This window comes from Mycolicibacterium aubagnense, from assembly GCF_010730955.1.
Lineage (GTDB): Bacteria > Actinomycetota > Actinomycetes > Mycobacteriales > Mycobacteriaceae > Mycobacterium > Mycobacterium aubagnense.
In genome coordinates, this window is the sequence record NZ_AP022577.1 from 768,861 (window position 1) to 791,275 (window position 22,415).

At 66.0% G+C, this 22,415-nt stretch carries 20 protein-coding genes and 1 pseudogene; 7 read left to right on the forward strand and 14 right to left on the reverse strand.

The window, feature by feature from the left end:
* Positions 1-104: 104 nt before the first annotated feature.
* From G6N59_RS03915 to G6N59_RS03925, 3 genes are all read right to left on the reverse strand, one after another.
* Positions 105-1,766: an Nramp family divalent metal transporter gene (locus G6N59_RS03915; RefSeq protein ID WP_138230918.1), complete on the reverse strand. Its 1,662-nt coding sequence runs from the start codon at positions 1,764-1,766 to the stop codon at positions 105-107.
* Entirely contained in the window at positions 1,763-3,076 is a 1,314-nt protein-coding gene (locus G6N59_RS03920; RefSeq protein WP_407665867.1) for a magnesium transporter MgtE N-terminal domain-containing protein, read from the reverse strand. The genes G6N59_RS03915 and G6N59_RS03920 overlap by 4 nt, the downstream gene beginning before the upstream one ends.
* Before the next feature lie 249 nt (positions 3,077-3,325).
* A complete protein-coding gene (locus G6N59_RS03925) occupies positions 3,326-5,770 on the reverse strand; it encodes a Tex family protein (RefSeq protein ID WP_163910931.1) in 2,445 nt (814 codons plus the stop codon).
* Between the two features lie 113 nt (positions 5,771-5,883).
* Here G6N59_RS03925 and G6N59_RS03930 point away from each other — a divergent pair, with 113 nt between their 5' ends.
* On the forward strand, positions 5,884-7,053 hold the full coding sequence (locus G6N59_RS03930) for a GGDEF domain-containing protein (RefSeq protein WP_138230920.1): 1,170 nt from the start codon (positions 5,884-5,886) through the stop codon (positions 7,051-7,053).
* Positions 7,054-7,062: 9 nt separating this feature from the next.
* On the opposite strand, the gene G6N59_RS03935 is transcribed toward G6N59_RS03930, so the two are convergent.
* Positions 7,063-8,349 (reverse strand): lipase family protein, encoded by a 1,287-nt coding sequence (locus tag G6N59_RS03935; RefSeq protein WP_163910934.1) that lies wholly within the window; start codon positions 8,347-8,349, stop codon positions 7,063-7,065.
* 267 nt (positions 8,350-8,616) lie between these two features.
* Here G6N59_RS03935 and G6N59_RS03940 point away from each other — a divergent pair, with 267 nt between their 5' ends.
* Both G6N59_RS03940 and G6N59_RS03945 read left to right on the forward strand, forming a co-directional pair.
* Positions 8,617-9,306 carry a hypothetical protein gene (locus G6N59_RS03940; protein ID WP_138230921.1) on the forward strand — a complete coding sequence of 230 codons (690 nt, stop codon included), beginning with the start codon at positions 8,617-8,619 and terminating at the stop codon, positions 9,304-9,306.
* Positions 9,307-9,308: 2 nt separating this feature from the next.
* Entirely contained in the window at positions 9,309-11,267 is a 1,959-nt protein-coding gene (locus G6N59_RS03945) for a YhgE/Pip domain-containing protein (protein WP_138230922.1), read from the forward strand.
* A 57-nt stretch (positions 11,268-11,324) separates the two neighbouring features.
* On the opposite strand, the gene G6N59_RS03950 is transcribed toward G6N59_RS03945, so the two are convergent.
* Complete coding sequence (locus tag G6N59_RS03950; RefSeq protein ID WP_138230923.1) at positions 11,325-11,744, reverse strand: hypothetical protein; 420 nt, start codon at positions 11,742-11,744, stop codon at positions 11,325-11,327.
* Positions 11,745-11,755: 11 nt separating this feature from the next.
* Entirely contained in the window at positions 11,756-12,946 is a 1,191-nt protein-coding gene (locus G6N59_RS03955; RefSeq protein WP_138230924.1) for a globin domain-containing protein, read from the reverse strand.
* 237 nt (positions 12,947-13,183) lie between these two features.
* Between G6N59_RS03955 and G6N59_RS03960 the strand changes: the two genes are divergently transcribed.
* Entirely contained in the window at positions 13,184-13,549 is a 366-nt protein-coding gene (locus tag G6N59_RS03960; protein WP_138230925.1) for a PE-PGRS family protein, read from the forward strand.
* A gap of 127 nt (positions 13,550-13,676) precedes the next feature.
* Here G6N59_RS03960 and G6N59_RS03965 read toward each other — a convergent pair whose 3' ends face one another.
* The 7 genes from G6N59_RS03965 to G6N59_RS03990 form a co-directional block, all read right to left on the reverse strand.
* On the reverse strand, positions 13,677-14,477 hold the full coding sequence (locus G6N59_RS03965; protein ID WP_163911907.1) for a SigB/SigF/SigG family RNA polymerase sigma factor: 801 nt from the start codon (positions 14,475-14,477) through the stop codon (positions 13,677-13,679).
* Positions 14,449-14,724, reverse strand: coding sequence for a hypothetical protein (locus G6N59_RS03970; protein WP_138230926.1), 276 nt, complete (start codon positions 14,722-14,724; stop codon positions 14,449-14,451). Before G6N59_RS03970 ends, G6N59_RS03965 begins: the two co-directional genes overlap by 29 nt.
* Before the next feature lie 477 nt (positions 14,725-15,201).
* Positions 15,202-15,336, reverse strand: a complete 135-nt coding sequence (locus tag G6N59_RS31500; protein WP_268815804.1) for a hypothetical protein — start codon at positions 15,334-15,336, stop codon at positions 15,202-15,204.
* Between the two features lie 16 nt (positions 15,337-15,352).
* The gene (locus G6N59_RS03975) at positions 15,353-16,615 is read right to left on the reverse strand and encodes an osmoprotectant NAGGN system M42 family peptidase (RefSeq protein WP_138230927.1); all 1,263 of its coding nucleotides are present in this window, start codon (positions 16,613-16,615) and stop codon (positions 15,353-15,355) included.
* Between the two features lie 51 nt (positions 16,616-16,666).
* A complete protein-coding gene (gene ngg, locus G6N59_RS03980) occupies positions 16,667-18,394 on the reverse strand; it encodes an N-acetylglutaminylglutamine synthetase (protein WP_234884267.1) in 1,728 nt (575 codons plus the stop codon).
* Complete coding sequence (locus tag G6N59_RS03985) at positions 18,391-20,196, reverse strand: N-acetylglutaminylglutamine amidotransferase (RefSeq protein ID WP_138230928.1); 1,806 nt, start codon at positions 20,194-20,196, stop codon at positions 18,391-18,393. The genes ngg and G6N59_RS03985 overlap by 4 nt, the downstream gene beginning before the upstream one ends.
* Before the next feature lie 302 nt (positions 20,197-20,498).
* On the reverse strand, positions 20,499-20,705 hold the full coding sequence (locus G6N59_RS03990) for a hypothetical protein (RefSeq protein WP_138230929.1): 207 nt from the start codon (positions 20,703-20,705) through the stop codon (positions 20,499-20,501).
* 170 nt (positions 20,706-20,875) lie between these two features.
* Between G6N59_RS03990 and G6N59_RS30995 the strand changes: the two are divergent.
* Positions 20,876-21,001: pseudogene (locus G6N59_RS30995) on the forward strand (DUF1361 domain-containing protein); the annotation flags it as partial.
* Here the strand turns inward: G6N59_RS30995 and G6N59_RS04000 are convergent.
* A complete protein-coding gene (locus G6N59_RS04000) occupies positions 20,979-21,665 on the reverse strand; it encodes a response regulator (protein ID WP_138230930.1) in 687 nt (228 codons plus the stop codon). The pseudogene G6N59_RS30995 and the gene G6N59_RS04000 overlap by 23 nt on opposite strands.
* 259 nt (positions 21,666-21,924) lie before the next feature.
* On the opposite strand from G6N59_RS04000, the gene G6N59_RS04005 reads away from it, so the two are divergent.
* Together G6N59_RS04005 and G6N59_RS04010 are read left to right on the forward strand one after the other, a co-directional pair.
* Positions 21,925-22,158: a hypothetical protein gene (locus G6N59_RS04005; protein WP_138230931.1), complete on the forward strand. Its 234-nt coding sequence runs from the start codon at positions 21,925-21,927 to the stop codon at positions 22,156-22,158.
* A gap of 43 nt (positions 22,159-22,201) precedes the next feature.
* Positions 22,202-22,393: a hypothetical protein gene (locus G6N59_RS04010; protein WP_138230932.1), complete on the forward strand. Its 192-nt coding sequence runs from the start codon at positions 22,202-22,204 to the stop codon at positions 22,391-22,393.
* Positions 22,394-22,415 lie beyond the last annotated feature (22 nt).

Here is a 22,415-nt window from a genome sequence, read left to right on the forward strand (position 1 = left end):
CGGCGCTTCTCGATTCCTGATCTCCTCTCCCGACCGACAACTCACCGACGACACCCGGGTGCGTCGTGCGCGGGCCATCGGCTCAGGCGGTCGCCGCCAGGTGACTATCCACCGTGGCTGACCTGAACCGCCTTGACCACCAACAGGATTGCACCAACCACCAGATAGCTGCGCAGGCCGATCATGCCCAGGCGGGTCGCGGGGTTCCAGGTGACCGGCTCCAGCAGCGCGAGCGGCGGCATCCGCCAGGTGTCGCGATCGAGATTCCCGATGTCTTTCGGCGGCGGACCTGCGGCGTGCCGGCGAGACATCACTCGCAACGCCACGAATGCCAGCACCCCGGCCACGACGAGCCCGACAGCGAGGTACGCACTGACCACGACCACGTCGATGTTCGGGAACAACGTGGTCGCCATCAGGATGCCCGACAGCATCAACAGCACGCCGACGATAACCGCGGCCACCCAGTTGAGCCAGGGCCGATTCACCCACGGACCCAATACTTCCCGGTCATTGCACAGCAGCAGCAGGAAGACGCTCGCACTCGGCAGCAGCAACCCGGCCAGGGCCTGGACCGCAGTGGTGATCAGACCCAGCGGAGCGTGCGGAATGAGGACAATGGCTGCCGCGATGGCGATCATGCTGCAGTACGACACGTAGAACTGCTTGGCGTCCTTGAACCCGCGATGCAGCGAGTGCTTCATGCCGAACACGTCACCGAACGCGTAGCTGGTGGCAAGTGTCACCGCGGCCGCACCAACGATGGAGGCGTCCATCAACACGATCGCAAAGATGTTGCCGAGCAATGCATTGTGCTGACCCAGCAGGCCGCCTACGGCACCCGCATCGCTGAACTGGCCCGTCTGGCCGGTCGACCTCGCAGCCCAGTCCCCGACCATCACCAACGCCGACGCACCGATCACCACGACAAAGGCTCCGAGGGTGGTGTCGACCCGCTCATAGCCGATGAACCGCGGCGTGATGCGCTTGTCCACGATATTGGACTGCTGGAAGAACAACTGCCACGGTGCCACGGTGGTGCCCACGATGGCGATGATCAGCAGCACGGCATCCGAGCTGACACCGCCCGAAATATGCGGCACCACAAATGATTTTGCCGCTTCACCCCACCGCGGATGCGACATGAACAGCATGGGTATCTGCAGCAGGGTGATCGCGATGAACACGAACATCGCACGCTCCCAACGCTGAAAGCTGCCCGTGGCCATGATCGCCACCAGCGCCACTGCCGCCGTCGGCACCACGACGTACCGCGATATGCCGAAATGGTCAGCAGCCAAGGCGATTCCGATGAATTCTGTGACGATGGTCAGGAAGTTCAGCAGGAACAGGTCCCCGACCGAGAACCAGCCCCAACCGCGGCCGAATCGCTCGTTGATCAGCCGGGCATGCCCGACACCGGTGACCGCACCGAGCCGAACCACCATCTCCTGATTGACGATCAGCACCGGGATCAGCAGCAGCAGCGTCCACAGCAGGCTGTAGCCGTAGTTCTGCCCGGCCTGCACGTAAGTGGCGACGCCACCGGCGTCGTTGTCGCCGACCATGACGATGATGCCGGGGCCGAGGATGGCCGCCAGGGTCAGCAGCCGTGTCTTCAGCGTGGACGCGGTGCCGGGATCGCTGACGCTGATCTTGCCGAACGCACCCTCGATGTCGCCCAGGTGCGCAGAGTCCAAGACCGCAGTCTCATGTCGGCCGGGCGGCGACACCGAGGCCGGCGCGGTCGAATCGGGTTTCGTCATGACCGCGCACCGTTCGGGCGCGACGCGGCGATGTCACGGATGGGCCGGGCCGCCGGTTCGCGGCGGCGCCAGTCCTCGGGGATGAGAGCTTCGAGGATGTCGTCGTACGTCACGACGCCGAGCAGGCGATCCCCGTCGTCGACAACGGGCACGGTCGCGAGATTGAAGTCGGACATCAGCAGCGCGATATCGGTCAGGTCGGCGTCTGGCGCCACCCGGACCGGGTCGGAGTCCATCAGGTCGGTGACCGGGGCGGTGGCCGGTTCGGCCTGCAGCAGACGAATCACGGACACCACGCCGACCAGCTGATCGTCGGCGTTCAGGACGTGCATCTTCAACAGCGCTTCGGGCTGCAGCGTGCGTGCCCCGGCAATGATCGCGAGGGCCTGATCCGCAGATGCTTCGAGTGCGCATGTGACAACGTCGATGTTCATCAGCCCACCGGCGGACTCCGGATTGAAACCCATCAGGGTGATGACCTTGGTGCGCTGACCGCCCGGCAGCAGGTCGAGAACCTTGCGCCGGCGGGACTGCCGAAGGTCGGAAACCGCGTCGGCCGCGTCGTCGGCGCGCATCCGAGCCAGCACCGCCGCAACATCGGTATCGGACATGTCGTCGAACAGCTGGCTGGCTTTCTCCGGATCCAGCTCTTCGAACACATCCGCTTCGAGCTCGGGGTTCCCCCGGACCCGTTCCAGAATCTCGCCTTCCTCGGCGTCGTTGGCGTCCTCGAGCAGGTCCGCGATGTCGGCGGCCTTCATGGTCTGTACCCGGCCTTGTACGCGGCGCACCAGCATCGATTTGTCGTGTCCGATCAGTGGCTCGAAGGCCCGCCAGTCCCGGCTGGCATGGCCACCGGACGACTTGATCAGCCCGAACAGTCGCGTCGGCTTGCGGGTGTCCAGGCTCGACAGGATCCATCCGTCATCGGTCGCGTCCAACTCGATGTCGTAGGCGTGTACCAGTTCGGCGTTGGGCACGTCGATGAACCGGTGATCCAGGATGTCGGCTTCCAGCAGGTATTCACCGTCGCGACGCCCGAAGGCCCGCAGGTCCACCTTGTTCTTGGTCAGCTCAACCCGCTCGGTGCTCAGCGATTTGACGTTGTCCATCGGTACGAAGACCTGGCGGCCGCCGACCCCGACGACCAATCCGGTCACCAACGGGTAGCTGTCGGCACCGCGCAACCGGACGATGACGTCGTTCACCTTGCCGACGGCTTCGCCGGACCGCGACACCACCGGTGTCTTCAGCAACTCCGAGAAGTGCAACGTCGGGCGTTTCGGCGCTGCGCCGTTATCCGGAGGAATCTTGTCGGGCATCGAGAGGACTCCTTCGGGTCAACCGGCGCAGGCCGCAGGGCGCGACTGAGACACATGTAGGGCGGCGACATGAACGCCCAGCAAATAACAAGGGGCTTAAGATATTTCGTCCCGCATGGAATTGCCTGGACACCGCCCGTCAACCAACTGTCAGACGGCACGGGCACCTCCGAAACGACACGGGCCGCAGCACCGACCGGGTGGTCAGCGCTGCGGCCCGTGCCGCGGTATGTCGGTCTACTTGCCGAAGCCAGCCTTACGCAGGGCATCGGCCATCGAACCCGACGGTGCCGCCTCCCGGCGCCCACCGCCGTTGCCGCGCTGCGGATTACGGCCGCCGCGGTCCTGATTCTGTCCGCGGTTCTGGCCGCCGCCGTTGCCACCCCGATTGCCGCCATCGCCACCACGCGGCTGACCGCCACCGTCGCGACGGGCTCCGCCGCCCTGCTCGGGCCGCTTGCCGTCCCGGGGACGCTGCGGGTCGTCGTTCAGCCGCAGGGTCAGGCCGATGCGCTGGCGCTCGACATCGACCTCGAGCACCTTGACCTTGACGACCTGGCCGGACTTGACGACCTCGTGCGGGTCAGACACGAAGCGGTCGGCCATCGCCGAGACGTGCACCAGGCCGTCCTGGTGCACACCCACATCGACGAAGGCGCCGAACGCGGCGACATTCGTCACCACGCCCTCCAGCACCATGCCCACCTTGAGGTCGGACACCTTCTCGACACCGGCCGCGAACGTCGCGGTGGAGAACGCGGGCCGCGGGTCGCGGCCGGGCTTCTCGAGTTCGCCCAGGATGTCGGTCACGGTCGGGATACCGAAGCGTTCGTCGGCGAACTCGCCCGGCTTGAGCGACCGCAGCTTGCGCTCGTCACCGATCAGCTCGGCGAGCGTGACGCCGGCGCGGTCGAGGATCCGGCGCACCACCGGGTAGGCCTCGGGATGCACGCCGGAGGCGTCCAGCGGGTCGTCGCCTTCACGGATCCGCAGAAAGCCGGCGCACTGCTCAAAAGCCTTGGGCCCCAGACGCGGCACATCGAGCAGACCGGCCCGGCTGCGAAACGGTCCGGTCTTGTCGCGATGCGACACGATCGATTCGGCCAGAGACTCGGTCACGCCCGACACCTTGGCCAGCAGTGGCACCGACGCGGTGTTGAGGTCGACGCCGACCGCGTTCACCGCGTCTTCGACCACCGCATCCAGGCTGCGCGCCAGGGTCCCGGGCGTCACGTCGTGCTGGTACTGCCCGACACCGATGGACTTCGGCTCGATCTTGACCAGTTCGGCAAGCGGGTCCTGCAGACGACGGGCGATCGAGACCGCGCCGCGCAACGTGACATCGAGCTCGGGCAGCTCGTGGGCGGCGTAGGCCGACGCCGAGTACACCGACGCGCCGGCCTCGCTGACCATCGCCTTCGTCGGCAGCCGCTTCGGCCCGGACGCGCCCGCCGCCTTCAGATCGGCGATGAGTTCGGTTGCCAGCGCATCGGTTTCGCGGGACGCGGTGCCGTTGCCGATGGCGATCAGCTCGACGTTGTGCCGCGCCACCAGCGCCGCCAGCGTCGCCTTGGCGTCGTTCCACTTGTTCTGCGGCTGATGCGGGTAGATGGCGCAGGTGTCGACGACCTTGCCGGTGCCGTCCACCACCGCGACCTTGACGCCGGTGCGGAAGCCGGGGTCGAGGCCCAGCGTGGCGCGGGTCCCCGCCGGCGCGGCCAGCAGCAGGTCCTTGAGGTTCTTGGCGAACACCGCGACGGCGTCCCCCTCGGCGCGCTGCCGCAGCCGGATGCGCGCGTCGACGGCGGCCGAGAACATCAGTTTGGTGCGCCAGGCCCAGCCGACCGTCGCGGTCAGCCACGGCGTGGCCGCGCCGCCGGCCCCCATGTCCACGCCGAGCGACTGGGCGATCATGGCCTGGTACAGCGTCTCGTCACCGCCGTCGAAGTTCAGCGACAGCGCTTCTTCCTTCTCCCCGCGCAACACCGCGAGGACGCGGTGCGACGGCATGTCCTCCAGCGGCTCGGAGTACTCGAAGTAGTCGCGGAACTTCTGCGCGGCAGGGGTTTTCGCCGCCTCCTCGGACCACGGCTTGGTGGTCAGGGTGCCGTCCGCCCAGAACTTCTCGCGCACCGCACCGACCAGCTCGGCATCCTCGGAAACCCGCTCCACCAGGATGTGGCGGGCGCCGTCGAGCGCGGCGGCGACGTCGGCCACCTCCTCACCGAGGAATTCGGCAGCCACTTCTTCCGGGTTCAGCGCCGGATCAGCCAGCAGCCGGTCGGCCAACGGCTCCAGACCCGCCTCGCGGGCGATCTGCGCCTTGGTCCGGCGCTTGGGCTTGTACGGCAGGTATAGATCCTCGATCTTCGACTTCGTCTCCGCCGCCAGCAGCGCCGCCCTCAGGTCGTCGGTCAGCTTGCCCTGCTCTTCGATGGACGCCAGCACCGCGTCGCGCCGCTGATCCAGTTCGCGCAGGTAGCGCAGCCGCTCCTCGAGGGTGCGAAGCTGGCCGTCGTCCAGGCTGCCGGTGACTTCCTTGCGGTACCGGGCGATGAAGGGCACTGTCGCGCCTTCGTCCAGCAGCCGTACCGCGGCGTCGACCTGAGCTTCGGCGACGGCCAGCTCTTCGGCGAGGCGGGCGTTCACGGACTTGACGACAGACTTGACGCTCAAATTCACGGGCTGGACCCTACCGAATGCTGCCGACAGTGGTCGGCAGCGGCGAGTAAGTTTGCGCTATGCCTCAGCCGCTCCCAACGCCGCGCGCCCCCGGCTACACCCGGTAGCGCGCCATGAACCCCGACGTGCGCACCCTGTGGATGGTCGTCTCGATGACCGCCCTGCTTTTCGGGTTGCTGCATGTCTGGGTGGGCGCCGGTAAGCGCAGACACGCCGCAGTCCAGCTCTGGGGCGCGGGCAACTTCGCGGGCGCCTTGGGCGCCGGGCTGTTGAGCGCGCGCGGCCAGGTGCCCGAGGTGCTGTCGGTGACGGTCGCCAACTTGCTCATCGTCATCTGCTGGTCGTTGATCTGGGGTGGCCTGTGCGCCTTCAACGAACAGCCCATCCGCGCCCGGGTAATGGCGGCCGGGCCCCTGACAGTGCTGGTCGCGTTCGAATTCATCCCGCCGTTCACCACCAGCATCCCGGCCGGCGTCTCCCTCACGGCGCTGGTTCTGGTCGGGTATTTCACGCTGAGCGTCGTGGACGGCATCAAGGCCCAGCGCGTCGAGCGCCTGGCCTCTCGGCGCATTCTGCTCGTCCTGTACGTGGTGGCGGCCGCTGCGACAGTTGGGCGTTCGGTCAGCCTCCATCTCGATGCGGGCGCCGTACAGTTCGCCACGACAACCGCGGTCGAGTCTGTTCCGATGCTGTTCTTCGCCTTTGCCGTCATGGCCATCAACCTGTGCCTCTCGCTGATGGGGTGGGAACGGCTCGAGGACCAATTGGCCGATGCGGCCATGCTCGACTCCCTCACCAGCACGCTCAACCGGGCCGGCTTCATGATCCAGGCTCAGCGGCTCGCCGAGGAATGCGTCGTGCGGCAGCTCCGGTGCTCGGTCATCGTGATGGACCTCGACGAATTCAAAGCCGTCAACGACGTCTTCGGGCATGAGGCCGGTGACCGCCTGCTGACCGAATTCGCCTGCGTGGCACGGTCGAACCTGCGCGGCGGCGACCTGCTGGCCCGGATCGGCGGCGAAGAATTCTGCGCCATGCTGCCGGGCGTCGACGAAAGCCAGGCGGCCGTCATCGCCGACCGGCTCCGGGTGGCGTTCGCCGCCGCCACTTTCAGCCACAACGACGTGGTCCTCGCCGGAACCGTGAGCATCGGGGTCTCCCAGCTCGGGCACAAGGCCGGCCTTCGCTCGGCCATCCGCCGCGCCGATGTCGCGATGTACGAGGCGAAGAACCGCGGCCGGGACCGCGTGATCCGCGCGTCGGTCGCGGGCGATCGCGACTGAACCTTCGGCTCAGTACGTCCCGCAGTTCGGCGACGTGGGCTCGCCGTTGAACCGTGCCGCGATCCACTGCATCGCCGGCTCGCCGTCGACCAGCATCGGCAGGGCGTGGTTGATCACCAGTTTGTTCAGGAACGGCGGTTCCTCGTTGGTGCGGAACTCGACGTCGGCGCCCTTGTCGCACCAGTCCCGGCCCAGCTGGTTCGCGGCCGTCCACGGCACCAGCGGGTCGTAGCGGTTGCTGTTGATCAGTACCGGAGCGTTGGGCTTGTACTTGCCGAGCTTCTGCATCTCGAACAGCGTCTTGAAGGGCTCTTCCTCGATCAACACATTGATGTCCTCGGTGAAGTACGGCTGCAGGTGCCGGAACATGAAGTCGACAATCGTCTGCCCGACGCATTGTCGCGACACGCTCTCCAGCATGTCCTTGCCCCGCTGGGTGAGCTTGGAGCGGATCAGGTCGGCGAATTCCGGGTAGGCGTAGATCTCGCCGTTGAGCGCGTACCCGACGACACCAACCAGGGCACTGCCGTCGGTGTACGGGAACAGTTCTTTGAGGTCGGCCACTGGCGCCCCGGCATATGTGCCGACGACATGCAGTTCCGGTGCATAGGACGACGCCAGCTCGGCAGCCGACGCCGCGGCGCCGCCGCCTTGCGAGTAACCCCAGAAGGCCACCGGCCCATCGGGATCCAGCGAGGTGCCGGGGAGTTTCTTGGCAGCCCTGGCCGCGTCGAGCACCGCGGCGGCCTCGGCGACGCGGTTGACGTACGTGTGCATCCCGGGAGTGCCGAGGCCCTCGTAATCGGTCATCACGATCGCGAAGCCCCGGGCCACCATCGTGGCGATGAACGCTTCTTCGTAGTTGACCATGATGTCCCAGCCACCCGAATAGTGGATGCCCTGATTGAACTGCCGCGACGGCGCGCACTGGTTGCCCTGCCCCTGGGTGCCGACCGCGTAACTGATCAGCGGCCGCGGCCCCTTGCCCGGCCAGTCGTTGTACGGCTCGAAGTAGGTGCCGGTGACCGCAACCGGATTTCCGCGGGCGTCGGTGCTGCGGTACATGATTCGCGTCCCGGTGGCCATGATCGCGCCCAGCTGCCCGGACGGTTCGAGCACCAGCCGCGACGGTTCCGTCCGGATCAGATCGCCGGGCCGGCCCGGGGGCAGTGGATCCGGTGGCAGATAGAACTCGGCGTACTGCGGCTCGTCGCCGTCAGCGTGGGCTGCGGGCAGCCCCACAAGTAGTGAACCGAAAAGTAGACATGCGGCCAGAACGCCCCCGATGCGATGCATAACGGGACAATAACAACGACACTCTCACAAATGAAATTCGCAATTCATAATCGCGAGAATTTTGTTCTTGACAGACGTCCAGTGGCGGGTCGCACAAACCTTACCGGGAAGCGATCCGCGCGGCCTGCGGGTCAGCCTGTGTCTGCCATGGCATATCGCAACGGATTCCGCGTGACATCACAACCTCCGGATGCCCACTAACCGCAGATTTGCCTTCCCACGCTGATTTACTGGCCATCGTTACTGCGACCCCGGAGATGAGCACTGATGGACGACGAGACGACGGCCGCCACAGACACAGTGGAGGGCCCGCCGGTGATCACCGCGCAGGGTCTCAGCCTCGTCGGTGAACACGGTCCGCTCTTCTCCGACGTCGACCTGGAACTGAAGCCCGGGTTCCACGCCATCCAGATGCCCGGCGGACCGGCTCAGCACACGCTGTTGCTCACCCTCGCCGGCCGGCTCAAGCCGACCAAGGGCACGGTCACCGTCAACGGAGCGACCGGACCGCGGGGCATCCGGCAGCACTGTGCCATCGCCGCGTTCGCGGACATCGACGAGCTCGAGGAAATGGTGACGGTCCAGACGGTGCTCACCGAGCAGCGCCGCTGGGTGTCACCGTTCCCGGCCTGGGTGCCGGTCCAGTCGGACACCCCGGAGATGACCGCGGTCTTCGGCGACATTCCGCTGTTGTCACCGAAGACCTTCATCATCGAGCTGTCCGATCTCGAGCTCTTTCTGCTGCGCATCACATTGGCCCTGATGTCCGATCGGCCGGTCCTGATGGTGGGCGACCTCGAACAGGTACGAGACAACGAACGCCGCGACCTCGCCGCGCAGCGGCTCGGCGCCCTCGCCGAACACCGCACCGTCGTCGTCGGGGTCACCAACCCGCTGGGCGACGACGCACCCGACCACGTTCTGCATGACCGCCGCATGCTGACCGGAAAGGCCTGACCATGCTTGCTGGACTCGCATTCGGCTCGGAGATCAAGCGTTTCGGCCGCAGCCGCATGACGCGCGCCGCGATCGTGGTGCTGATGCTGCTGCCGCTGGTGTACGGCGCGCTGTACCTGTGGGCGTTCTGGGATCCGTTCGGACAGGTCAACAAGATGCCGGTGGCACTGGTGAACGCCGACCGCGGCGCCGTCGTCGAGGGCGTCCACGTCAACGCGGGCGACGAGATCGCCAGGAGCCTGACGGCCGACCACAGCCTGGACTGGCACGTGGTGAGCGACCGGGAGGCGCGCGACGGCGTCGAGCACGGCAAGTTCTACTTCATGCTGGAGCTGCCGGAGAACTTCAGCGAGGCCATCGCTTCCCCGGTCACCGGCGATCCCAAAAGAGCCCAGCTGATCGCCGTCTACAACGACGCCAACAACTACATCTCCTCGACCATCGGCCGCACCGCGACCAGCCAGGTTCTCAACGCGGTGTCCACCCGCATCTCCGGTCAGGCGGTCAATCAGATTCTGTCCGTGGTGGTTTCCTCCGGCGCCGGCATCAAGCAGGCCGCCGACGGGGCGCAGAAACTGGCCGACGGCGCGGCGCAGGTAGATACCGGCGCAGGCAAGTTGGTCAGTGGTCTCGACGACGCCCGCACCGGCTCGGCGAAGCTGTCCTCCGGCGCCAAGCAGCTGTCCAGCGGCATCACCCAAGCCACCGACCCGCTGCTGAAGGTGACCACGGCCCTGTCACAGGTCGGCGGAAGCACCGAGCAGTTGCAACAGAGCGCGACGGCACTGGAGCAGGCTGCCGATCAGGCCGGCGCGCTCGCCACCGCGCAGGACACCGCGGCAGCGGCGATCGGTTCGGTGATCCAACAACTTTCGGTGAACCAGGACCCGGTGTCGGCCGGCGCGGTGAATACCCTGCGCGGCGTCCAGGACCAGCTGAACGGCCATCAGTTCACGCCACAGATCCGTCAGCAGCTCACCGACGGGCGCAACGCCGCGATCTCGATGACCGAGACCCTGCGCTCCCCCGGCAGCCCGCTGCGGACCGCGCTGGATCAGGTGGGCAGCAGCGGTCAGCAGCTCACCGACAAGCTGAACCAATTACGCAACGGGGCTCAGCAGCTGGCCACCGGAAATGCGCAATTGGCAAGCGGCATCGTCCAACTCGACGACGGGGCACGTCAGCTGAAGTCCGGTACCGTCCAGCTCAAGGACGGCAACCACGAACTGGCCACCAAGCTTGCCGACGGCGCCAAACAGGTGCCGACCTGGACCGAGCAGCAGAAGCAGGCCATCGCCGACACCATCGGCGGCCCGGTGAACCTGGAGTCCTCACACGAGAACGGTGCCCCGAACTTCGCCACCGGCATGGCCCCGTTCTTCCTGACGCTGGCGCTGTTCTTCGGCGCGCTCGTGCTGTGGATGGTGTTGCGGCCCTTGCAAAACCGCCCGATCGCCGCTGAGGTGCTGGCCATCAGGGTCGTGCTGGCGAGCTACCTACCGGCGGCATTCATCGCGCTGTTCCAGGCGATCATTCTGTACTGCGTCGTACGGTTCGCGCTCGGTATGCAGGTGTCGCACCCGGTGGCGATGCTGGGCTTCATGATGCTCATCTCGCTGGCCTTCGTGGCGGCGACGCAAGCCATCAATGCGCTCGTCGGACCGGCGGTCGGACGCGTGCTGATCATGGCGCTGCTGATGCTGCAGATGGTCAGCGCCGGCGGTATGTACCCCGTCGAGACGACGTCCAGACCGTTCCAGGTGCTGCACAGGTTCGACCCGATGACGTTCGGCGTCAACGGGCTTCGACAGCTGATCCTGGGTGGTATCGACAACCGGCTGTGGCAGGCCATCATCGTGCTGGTTGCCATCTGGCTTGGCTCCCTCGGCATTTCGAGCCTGTGCGCCCGGCGCAACCGAACCTGGAACCTCATCCGGTTGCTGCCCGCCATCAAGATGTAGGGCTCAGCGACGTTGCCGGTCGGGACTAGCCCCACCGACACTGCTCGCGGTGGCCAATCAGAGCAAGCAGACGCCGGCGACCAGGAGCGCGACGACCTTGACCAACTCCAGCCCCACGTAGACATAGTGACCGCGGGAGCGTGGCCCGACGCGTCCGGCCAGTACCTCGTCCGACCGGCGATGCAGCCTGGGACGCACGACCAGCAGCTGTACCGCCAGCGCCGCCACGGCCACGGAGGACGCGGCCGTGGCGGCCACCGAAGGCCGACTCACCAAGGCCGCCAGCACAATTCCCGCTGCGAACACCAGCTCGACGGTGTTGAGGGCGCGGAATACCAGGCGTCCGATGCCGAGCCCGATCTGCAGCGTGACCTGCGGTGCCCGGAATTTCAGTGGGGCCTCCAGGAAGGAGATGGCCAGCACCATCCCCAACCAGACGAACGTGATGGCGACCTGGATCGCTGTCGCGGTACTCATCAGCAGCGAAGCTAGACGGCCAGCGGGCTGAACGCTTCGAACCAGATGCGCTCACGCGGTACCCCGGCTTCTCCGAGCTGACGGACCGCCGCTGCCATGAACGACGTCGGACCGCAGATGTAGACGTTTGCCTCGGACGGGAAGTCGATGGCACTCAGGTCGATTCGGCCGCGCCGGTCCGGTTCGGTCAGCGGATAGCCGTCGGGCAGCCCGTCGTACCAGGTGTGCAGCGTGGCACCGGGAATGCGGTCGACCAGATCGGCAAGTTCGGCGCGGTGGGCGTGACTTGCGCGGGTGCGGTCGCAGTGCACCACGGTCACAGGGCGTCCCGGCTGCTCGGCCGCGATGAAGTAGAGCATGCCCAACACGGGGGTGATCCCGATGCCCGCCGAGATCAGCAGCAACGGCATATCCGCCGGACTGTCCAGGGCGATGTCGCCGAACGGGTGCGACACCTGAAGCACGTCACCTTCGAAGACGTACTCGTGCAGGTACGACGACACCGCGCCCTCGCGACGCACCGAGATGCGCCACCGGTCGTCGGCACCCGCGTGCGACAAGCTGTACTGACGAATCTGGCGAGCGCCGTCGGGCAGCCGTACGGCCACCGAAATGTACTGTCCCGGAACGAAATCAGGGAGTTTCCCGCCGTCGACGGCAGCCAGCCCGAAAGCCACCGTAAGCGGCGACTGCTGCACCCTGTCCATGACCTTGACCGGCATCCAGACATGCTCCGGACCCGTGCCGGCCGCCTCGTACAACTCCCGTTCCCGACCGATCAGCATGTCGGCCATCGACCAGTAGACCGCCGTCCACGCCTCGGCGACATCGGCGGTGACGACGTCCGCGCCGAGCACCTCGACGATCGCCGCGAACAGGTGCTCGTAGACCACCGGATACTGCTCGGGCGCCACACCGAGCGACGCGTGTTTGTGCGCGATCCGCTCGATGACGTCGACCCCGGGCGCGTCAGGGTCGACCAGCAGTGTGGCGTACATGGCGACCGATCCCGCCAGCGCCTTCTGCTGCGATCCGTTGGCCTGATTGCCGCGGTTGAACAGATCACGCTCCAACTCGGGATGCGCCGCGAACAACCGGCGGTAGAAAACCGGGGTGATCTCCCCGATCGCACCACCGACCACCGGCAATGTGGCGTGGACAACCTCGGCGTGAGCCGCCGACAAACGGGACGTAGACAACATGGCAGAACCTTTCACTGCGTCGTGAATGCGCTGGCGCGACGTGGCTCGAAAGTTCCCGATGCCCGTCCTCCACCTGTCAAGCAGGCTATTTAAATAAGTATGATCGATGCAAGTATTGCGCGCGGTGACCTACGCCACAACGCGGTACGCGGCCCTGCCGACCGACCGGACACCAGGTTTCGGATTTATCGACCACGACGATGTTTGACCGCGCCGTCAGGCGGCAATCAACTGGACATGTTGAGTAACAAAATCATTCCCTTGTTGGCGGCCGGAGCGTTCGCAACGGCCGGCGTGGCCGCCTCGTTCGTATCGGCCGAAATGATGCCGAACACCATCAGCAGCCATGCGGTGCTGACCAGCTACCCGCTGCAGCCTGCCGATGATTCGGGTGGCGGCCCCGGTGGCAGTGGTTGCGTCAACGGCCAGTGCGGTTCGGGCGGCGTCAACGGCGGTCCGGGGGGCGGCCCCGGCGGTTCCGGGTGCGTACCCACTCAGTACGGCACAGCATGCGGCTCGGGCGGCGCCAACGCCGGACCGGGCGGGCTGCCCGGCGGTAGCGGCTGCATCCCTGGAATCGGCTGCGGCGGCGGCCACGCCTAGGCGCCGTTCAGCCTCTCTCCGCAACCAACAGACGGTCGATGGCGCTGGTGCTCTCGGACGAAAGTCCTTGATGCACCAGCGCATCGAGAAACGCGGCTGCACCGTAACCCGTTACGCCAGAGCGTCGTCAGGTCTGCGCCACCTGCTCTCGGATATCGCGCAGCGTCCGATCCAGGATCCGCGAGACGTGCATCTGCGAGACGCCGATCGTATCGGCAATCTGACGTTGGGTCTTGGATGCGAAGAACCGCAGGTAGAGAATTCGTTGTTCGCGGGGCGGGAGCGCCGCCAGCGCCGGCTTCACGGACTCCCGCTCGGTGACCCGCTCGAACCCTTCGTCGAGGTCGCCGAGGAGGTCGGCGAGCGACTGGGGGTTGTCGTCATTGTCGACCACGGGCGTGTCGAGTGACTGGGGCTGATAGGCATTGGCCGCCAGCAGCCCTTCCGCGATCTGTTCCGGAGCAACACTCAACGCTTCGGCGAGTTCCCCGGTATTCGGCGACCGCCCCAACCGCTGCGTCAATTCTGTTGTCACGCCTTTCATTTGCTGGCGGATGTCGCGAATGCTCCTGGGCACATGGACTTTCCAGCCGTAGTCACGGAAGTGGCGCCGGAGCTCGCCCATGATGGTCGGGACCGCGAACGCGACAAATCCCGCGCCGTTGCCCGGATCGAAACGGTTGACCGCTTGGATCAGACCGACGCGGGCGACCTGGACCAGGTCATCGATGTTCTCTCCCCTGCCATCGAAATGGCGGGCCAGCCGGTCCGCCAACGGGCAGCACCGCAACACGATGTTGTCGCGCTGCCTAATGAACTCATCGGACGCTGCAGGAAGTGTGCGCAACTTCACCACCATGTCGGGGACATCCGCGTACTCATCTGAGTAACGGGCGCCTTCAGGCTTCTCCAGCAATGAGATTGACATGAACGTGCCTTCCCAGGCCCACAACATGCATCGGGAAAATCAACTCACCAGAGACTCCCGGTGATAGGGCATGCATGTTGTTTCCACCGATCAGGTGGACCGGCAATCTGCCGTCGCCGATCGCCACCTTCGGTGTCCATTCAGCCACGCCCTGATCTGGACCGCGGCCGCACACCGGAAAGGAAGCTTTCAGCTGCCGTCGCTTCGGTCTAAGCGACTGCGCCGTGGTGGCGCTGTCATCGACCATACCGCCGATCGGATCGGTGCACCACCGCTGTGCCCGCTACGACCAGCCATAACCGCCGGTCAGGCGCGAAGGAAGAAAGTGAGTGGTTGGAACAGGTTTCACCGATCACGGTCCAGGGTATGCACGCCACCTGCGACAGCAACAGTCGAAGTCACGGACAGGAAGCAAGTTATCGATGCCGGTGTGCATAACGTGCGGAACCGATTGCGATCAGTCGTTCACTGTCAACTGGAACGGCCGCAGTGCCAGCTTTGACTGCATCGAATGCATGGCCACGATGGTGGCCCCGATGTGTCGGCACTGTGGATGCCGAATCCTGGGCCACCCGTTGCGAATCGACGACCGCCAATACTGCTGCGACCACTGCGCCGTGGCCGGCCAGGCGGGCGCCAAACCCTCGGCAAGCAGCGAACGTTGGCAATTCGGACTGCGCTCCCTCGGGCCCGTGCCGAACGATTGATGCAGTGCTCCCGGTGATCACCGGTCCGTCAACAGCGGAAATTCCTCGGCTTCGACGCGCTGGGTGTGATCCTCCGTAGCCTGTCGCAGGTGGGTCAGCGCAGTCTCGAATTCTGCTGACCTCAGGTCCAGCTGCCGCTCGGTGCTATCCACCGCATGCAAGTCTGGATCAGCTCGGCACCACATCACCGCTGCCCTCCTCGGGCGGCCAGTGATGTCCCTGTGCCGCCGCGCCGGGGTCCGCGTAGTCACCGCGCGACAACGGCACCCACTGCTCACTGGCAGCGGCCTGTTCGGCCGGGAAATCTTCCAGATCGCCGAACGGCTGCGCGTCCCACATCGCGAAAGTCAGTGGCGTCCGGAGCCAGCTGTACAGCAGCAGATAGGTCGCCTCGAGCGAATCGAGATGCGTGCGCTCCCAGCCGTGGCTGCCGTCGAGCCCGAACCCCACGAGCGCCGCGCGGGTGGCCGCGCCGGCCTCGATGGCTGCCGCAACATCCGACCGGTAGTAGCGGAAAATGTCGCGGGCGTGGGTAATTCCCTTTTCCTGGGCCAGTTTGCACAATTTGCGGGTCAGGTAATAGTCGAATGGTCCGTGCATATCGGCCATCGGAATGGTGACGCCGTGCTCGAGGGACTGCTGGCCGGGGGCGCACACCGCGTTGTCCACGGACACCAGTTCCGCGACGTCCGGCGGCAGGCCGTGACTGGCGCCGTGGCCCACCTCCTCGGTGATGGTCACCATGAGCGTTGTCCGGTGCGGCAGCACGATGCTGCGCTCAGCGACGACCTTGGCCAGCGTCAGCGCGATGGCCACGCCGGCCTTGCCGTCGAGGTGCCGGGAGACGACGAAACCGTCTTGGGTGAGCTCCGGGCTGGCCACCAGCGCGACGAAATCGCCCACGTTCATGCCCAGCCGTTCGAGATCCGCGCGCGACTCCACATTCCGGTCCACGCGGACTTCGACGTCGTCCCAACTGGTCGGTTGGGTGTCGATCTCATCACCGAACGCGTGACCACTGGCCTTGAGCGGCATGACGGTTCCGGTGAAGAACTGGTCGTTGTCGTCGGGCAGGATCCGGACCCGGGCCCCGGTGGCAAACCGAGCCGAGAAGGTACCGACCGGCACGAGTGCCAGCCGGCCGTTGTCCTTGAGCTCGCGCACCATGCAGCCGATGGTGTCGGCGTGCACCACGATGGCCCGGTCGGTGGTCTGCGATCGCCCCGGCAGCTCGGCGATCAGCGCGCCACGGCGGGTCAGCGTGAACGGCACACCGAGCTTGGTCAGGGTCTGGCCGATCAGTTGCATCACGGCATCGGTGCGCCCTGACGGGCTTGGCGTCTGCAATAACGCCAGCAGCGTGTCGACCATCCAGCCACGGTCATCCGCCGACATGTGCACGTTTTCGGCATCGCCGGGCTCAGCCATCATCCCTCCAATTCACCGGCCCTTGTCCAACAACGACATTCGAACCTGGGCCACTCAGTGCTGCTCGATCGGATCGGGATGCCACGCCCACGGGGTGGCCGCGGTGCGCGGGAACAGCAGATCGACAAATGCCTGTGCGGTCGGACGCGGCTCGTGATTCGCCAGGCCCGGACGCTCGTTCGCCTCGATGAAGACGTACTCCTCACCGCGCACCGTCGGCACGATCAGATCGATTCCGGTCACCGGAATCTCGATGGCCTCCGCCACTTCCACGGCCACTTTCGCCAGCATGGGATTGAGCTCGTCGGTGACGTCGTGAATGGTGCCGCCGGTGTGCAGATTCGCGGTGTGGCGCACGATCAGTCGCTCATTGGCCGGCAGTACATCGTCCAGCTGCCAGCCTTCCTTGTGCACGGTGTCATCGGTGATGCTGTCCAACGGGATCACCGACTCACCGTGCGTCGCCACCGATCGACGCCGGCTCTGCGCTTCGATCAGCTGCCGGATGGTGTGGGTGCCGGTGCCGATCACCTCGGGTGGCCGGCGGATGGCCGCGGCGATCACCTTGCCGTCGATGACGACGATGCGCAGATCCTCACCCTCGCACCGCTCTTCGATGAGAACCTCGGGGCAGTGCTGCACGGCGAGTCCGATGGCGCGGTTCAGGTCGTCGGCTCCGGTGACCCCGACGGTGATGCCCGCCCCCTGTTCTCCACGGGCCGGTTTGACGACGGCTGTCCCCACTTTTTCCAGGAAACGGCAGTCCTCGTCGGTGAAAGTCGCCGTGCAGCCTTCCGGTATGCGGATACCTGCGTCGGCGACGACGGACCGGGCGACGCGCTTGTCGTCGCAGCGGCTCATCGCCACCGCGTTGGTCAGTTCGGACAGCGATTCGCGCGTGACGACGCTCGTACCGCCATGGGTGAGCCGAAGATAGCCGGCCTGTGCGTCGAGCACGTCCACCGCGATGCCCCGCAGGATCGCCTCGTCGGCGATGATGCGCGCGTACGGGTTCAGTTGTGCCAGCTGCTCTTCCGGTTTCACCGGGGCGAAAAGCGGTTCGTTGATGGCGTTCTTGCGTTTGATCCCGAGCACCGCGGGCACCCGCGTGAAGCCGATGCGCTCGTACAGCGCGATGGCGCCGTCGTTGTCGTGCAGCACCGACAGATCCATCTGGGCCCGGCCGCGCCGGATGAACTCGTCGATCAACGAGCGCACCAGCAGGCCACCGGTGCCGGGACGCGCCGCGGCCGGCTCGACTGCCAGGCACCACAAACTGGAGCCGTTCTCGGGATCACCGAACAATTGCGTGTGATCGATGCCCGTGACCGTACCGACGATCTGGCCGCTCTGATCGTCGATGGCAACCAGGTACACCACCTGCGGCGCGGACTGGCTGTTGGCCCACATCAGTTCGCTGTCCGCCGGCACCATGTGGCACCGCGAGTAGATGTGATTGATGGCGACGCAGTCCTCGAACGAATTCACCTGGCGCACTGATAATCCCGGCACGTCGGGCGGCTGGTACTGCATGGGCTTCGTCAGGTCGAGCCGGTAGGTGAAACTCGGGTCGATGAAGAACTCGTGGGGATGCAGCGCCACGAAGACGTGCGGCGCATCGAGATACATCCCGATGTCTCGGCGCCCACTACCTTCCGCGCGCAGGGCGACGCCGAATTCGGCAGGGTCGCCGAACGTCTGGCCGAAGACCAGCCGTCCCCACCCGAGATCCTGGACGACGCCCACCATGTCGCTGCCGGCGCTCCCGTTGTCCATGGTCATGACCGGGCCGCCCCGTCAACGTGCTGGGCGAGCCAGAGTTCCAGCAACCCGATCTGCCACAACGGATTCCCGCGCAGCGGGGTGAGACTGCCATTTGGATCGCGGAACATCTCGGTGACCACCTCCGGTGCGAACAGGCCGCGGTCGCGCGCGGGCCGGCTGTGCAGTGCGTCGCGGACCAGGTCCAGGTAGGGCCCGGCGAGATGCTTGAGCGCGGGCACGGGGAAGTAGCCCTTCGGCCGGTCGATGACCTCGGCCGGGATGACCTTGCGCGCAGCGTCTTTCAGCACGCCTTTGCCGCCCTGCGCGGTCTTGAATTCCGGCGGACAGGTCGCCGCCAACTCGACGAGTTCGTGGTCGAGGAAGGGCACCCGGCCTTCCAGTCCCCAGGCCATGGTCATGTTGTCGACCCGCTTGACCGGGTCGTCGACGAGCATGACGGTGGTGTCCAGCCGCAGCGCCCTATCGGTCGCAGTGGCCGCACCCGGATGGGTGAAATTCTGGAGGACGAACGCACCCGCGGAGTCGCGCTCGAGTTGCCACCGCGGCTGCAGCAGCCGGTTCACCGCGTCGTGGCTGCGGTCGAAGAATGCGCTCCGATAGCGCTGCAACGCGTCGGCCGGATCGTTGTCCACTGCGCCTGCCATCGGCGGATACCAGTGATAACCGGCGAAGATCTCGTCGGCCCCCTGCCCGGACTGCACGACCTTCACATGTTGGCTGACTTCCTGCGACAGCAGGTAGAACGCCACGCAGTCGTGGCTCATCATCGGCTCGCTCATGGCGTCGATGGCACCCGAGAGCGCGGGCAGCATGCGTGACGAGTCGACGCGAATCTGGTGGTGGTCGGTGTCGAACTGGCGGGCGATGACATCCGAGTACTTGAACTCGTCGCCTTCTTCCCCGCCGGCGGCTTCGAACCCGATGGAGAACGTGGCCAGGCCGTGCTGGCCGGCCTCGGCGAGCAAGCCGACGATCAAGCTGGAGTCAAGGCCACCGGAGAGCAGGCAGCCCACCGGCACGTCGGCGACCAGTCGGCGTTCGACCGCGGTGCGCAGTGCCGCCAGCACGGCGTCCCGCCAGTCGTTCTCGGTCCAGTCGGCCCGCTCTGGCGACCGCTCGAAAATCGGTTCCCAGTAGGTCTTTTCGGTGCGCTTGCCATCGCGTTCGATGCGCATGATGGTGCCCGGTGGCAGCTTCTGCACACCGCGCAGGATGGTGCGCGGGGCAGGCACGACCGAGTGAAAGCTCAGATAGTGTTGCAGGGCAACCGGATCGAGCTCGGTATCGACGCCACCCCCGGCGACGAGTGCCGGCAGTGACGACGCGAAACGCAGCGCTCCCTCGCCGGCCTCACACCAGTACAGCGGCTTGACGCCCAAGCGGTCGCGCGCCAGCAGCACGCGGCCGGTTTCTATCTCCGCGACGGCGAACGCGAACATTCCGTAGAGGTGCTCGACGACCCGCTCGCCCCACTCCTGGTACCCCTTCAGCACCACCTCGGTGTCACTGTGGGAGAAGAAGCGGTATCCCTTGCCCGAAAGTTCTTTGCGCAGTTGGGGATAGTTGTAGATGCAGCCGTTGAACACGACGGTGAGCCCGAGCTCCGGATCGTGCATGGGCTGGTGTCCGTGACTGGACAGATCGATGATGGCCAGACGCCGGTGGCCCAGCGCCACCCCGTCCCGCACCCACAAACCGCTACTGTCCGGGCCCCGCGATGCCAAACGGTCGGTCATGGCAGCCACTGCCGCCAGATCAGCACCACGGCGCCAGGCGATTTCGCCGGCAATGCCGCACATGGTGGAAGTCAGCTCCCTTGGTGGACGTCTCCGGCTCCACCGTACCCGATGTTCACCGTCGACGTAATGATCAATCAAATATGCACTGCTGCACGATGTTTGCTCGTATGGGTTTCAGCGATCCGATTGACGGACCGGGAAATACCCGAACCGGAAGCCCTGTTCCGGCCGCATCAGCTGCGATTCTTCGTTGATTTCCAATCGATTTCAGTGACCAAAGTCCGGTTAGTCGGCTACCGACCTTCGCGGTAGCCGACTAACCTCGTCAAAATGTCTGTGCCACTGCCCCTTTGGCGAGTGGATTACGAGATGGCGATGCTGTACTCAGTTGCGACAGCCGCGTCCCGCACCCCCTGCGAGCCCAGTCGCGGCACGGACAACGTGAAGCCGGCGGCCACCGAAGGTATCGCGTCTCGCGGGTCGACCCGCACCGGTTGAGTACCGACCATCACGGCCAGTGCCCCCAGCGCCATCGCCACTCCCGCACCGATCGCCGCCAAGCGTCGCATCCGCCGTATTGAGTTGTACGTCGAGTCCGTCAAGGACTTCTCCCCTCCTGGCTTCGCTCGATCAACCGAGGACAACAGGCTGGCTCCGCCCTCGGCTGTCAGGTACCCGGGTAGGCCGGAGGCTAAACCCCGGAACCGCAGACGGCCGCCGAATCGCAGGCACACTGGGCCGCTCGCCGCTGTCCTACGTGCAGTCGACCGGCGTGGGGCTGGCGGTTGCCGCGTTCTTCGGTTTGGCGTACCTCACCATCTGGTCACTCAACGGCTTGCGCCTCAGCGCGAATCCAGGAAGGTGATGACCGCCAGCACCCGGCGATGATCCTCACCGGTGTCGGGCAGATTCAGCTTGCTGAGGATGCTGCGGACGTGCTTCTCGACGGTACCTTCGGTCACCCAGAGCTGATGGCCGATGCCGGCGTTCGACCGGCCCTCGGCCATCAACGCCAGCACCTCGTGCTCACGCTCGGTCAGCACGGCCAGCGGGTCTTCACGGCGCTGCGCCGCGAACAGTTCCTGGACGAGCGCGGGGTCCACCACCGACGCGCCATTGATGATGCGGTGCAGCGTCTCCAGGAAGTCGGACACATCGACGACACGGCTCTTGAGCAGGTAACCGATGCGCCGACCCCCGCCGAGCAGCTCCATCGCATGCTCGACATCGACGTGCGCCGACAGCACCAGGATCGCGACATCCGGTAACTCGCCGCGGATCACCTTGGCCGCGTCCAGCCCCTCGGTCGTATGCGTCGGCGGCATCCGAATGTCCGTCAGCACCAGGTCAGGCACGGTCTCCCTGACCAAGGTGAGCAACTCGCCGCTGTCACTCGCCTGTCCGACCACGGTGAAACCCGCTCCGGTCAGCAGGCTTGCCACGCCTTCCCGGAGCAGCACGTCGTCGTCCGCGACGACGACGCGCGCCCCCTCCTTCGCGCCTACTGCGTCCACGTATGTCCTGTTCATCTCGACCCGGTGGCGGCCGCGCGCGTCAGACGCCGGACGTGCCGCTCAGTGCGTACATCTTGCCTCGCCGTCGGCCGGCGTCGCTCGCGGTCCTGTGAATCGGCCCCCGACCCGCTGACAGGGGGCTCGAATAGCAGCTAGCCCTACCGCCGAATTGGGCGCTGGCAGTGACGACGGCGACGACATTCCGGAGCAATGTGAATACCAGCCGGACACGGCCAATCACCGTCAACAGAACACCGAAAGCTGGTAGAGGACAATGCATATCACTCGCACCCGGATCATCCCGCTGGCCGCGACGGCAGCCGCCGCACTGGCCATCGTCGCCGCACCGACCGCGGCGGCCGCCACCCTGCCCACGGGAGCCACCGTCACCCAGAGCAACGGCAACGCCCAGATCGTGGCGACCCCGGGTCCGGCCGCCCAGCAGGCCGGCCAACTGCAGCAGCCCTTCGGCGGCGACTACGGATTCCTGCTGTTCCGCAACCACTGACCTGACCCTTAACGCCCCACCGAGCCGGAAGCGAGCACCGATCATGAAGAACACCCTGAAGCGCGTCACCGTGTGGTTGTCCATCGCCGCGGTCGGCGGGGCACTTGTGGCCGCGCCGGTCGCTGCCGCAGACACCAACCCGACCGTCCCCAACGGCACCGATTCCTACAGCCAGTACCAGAACGGCGAACACAACTCGAACGCGCCGGCAGGCCACGTCGACCAGTCGTTCTGATACTCCGGTCCACTCACCGCCG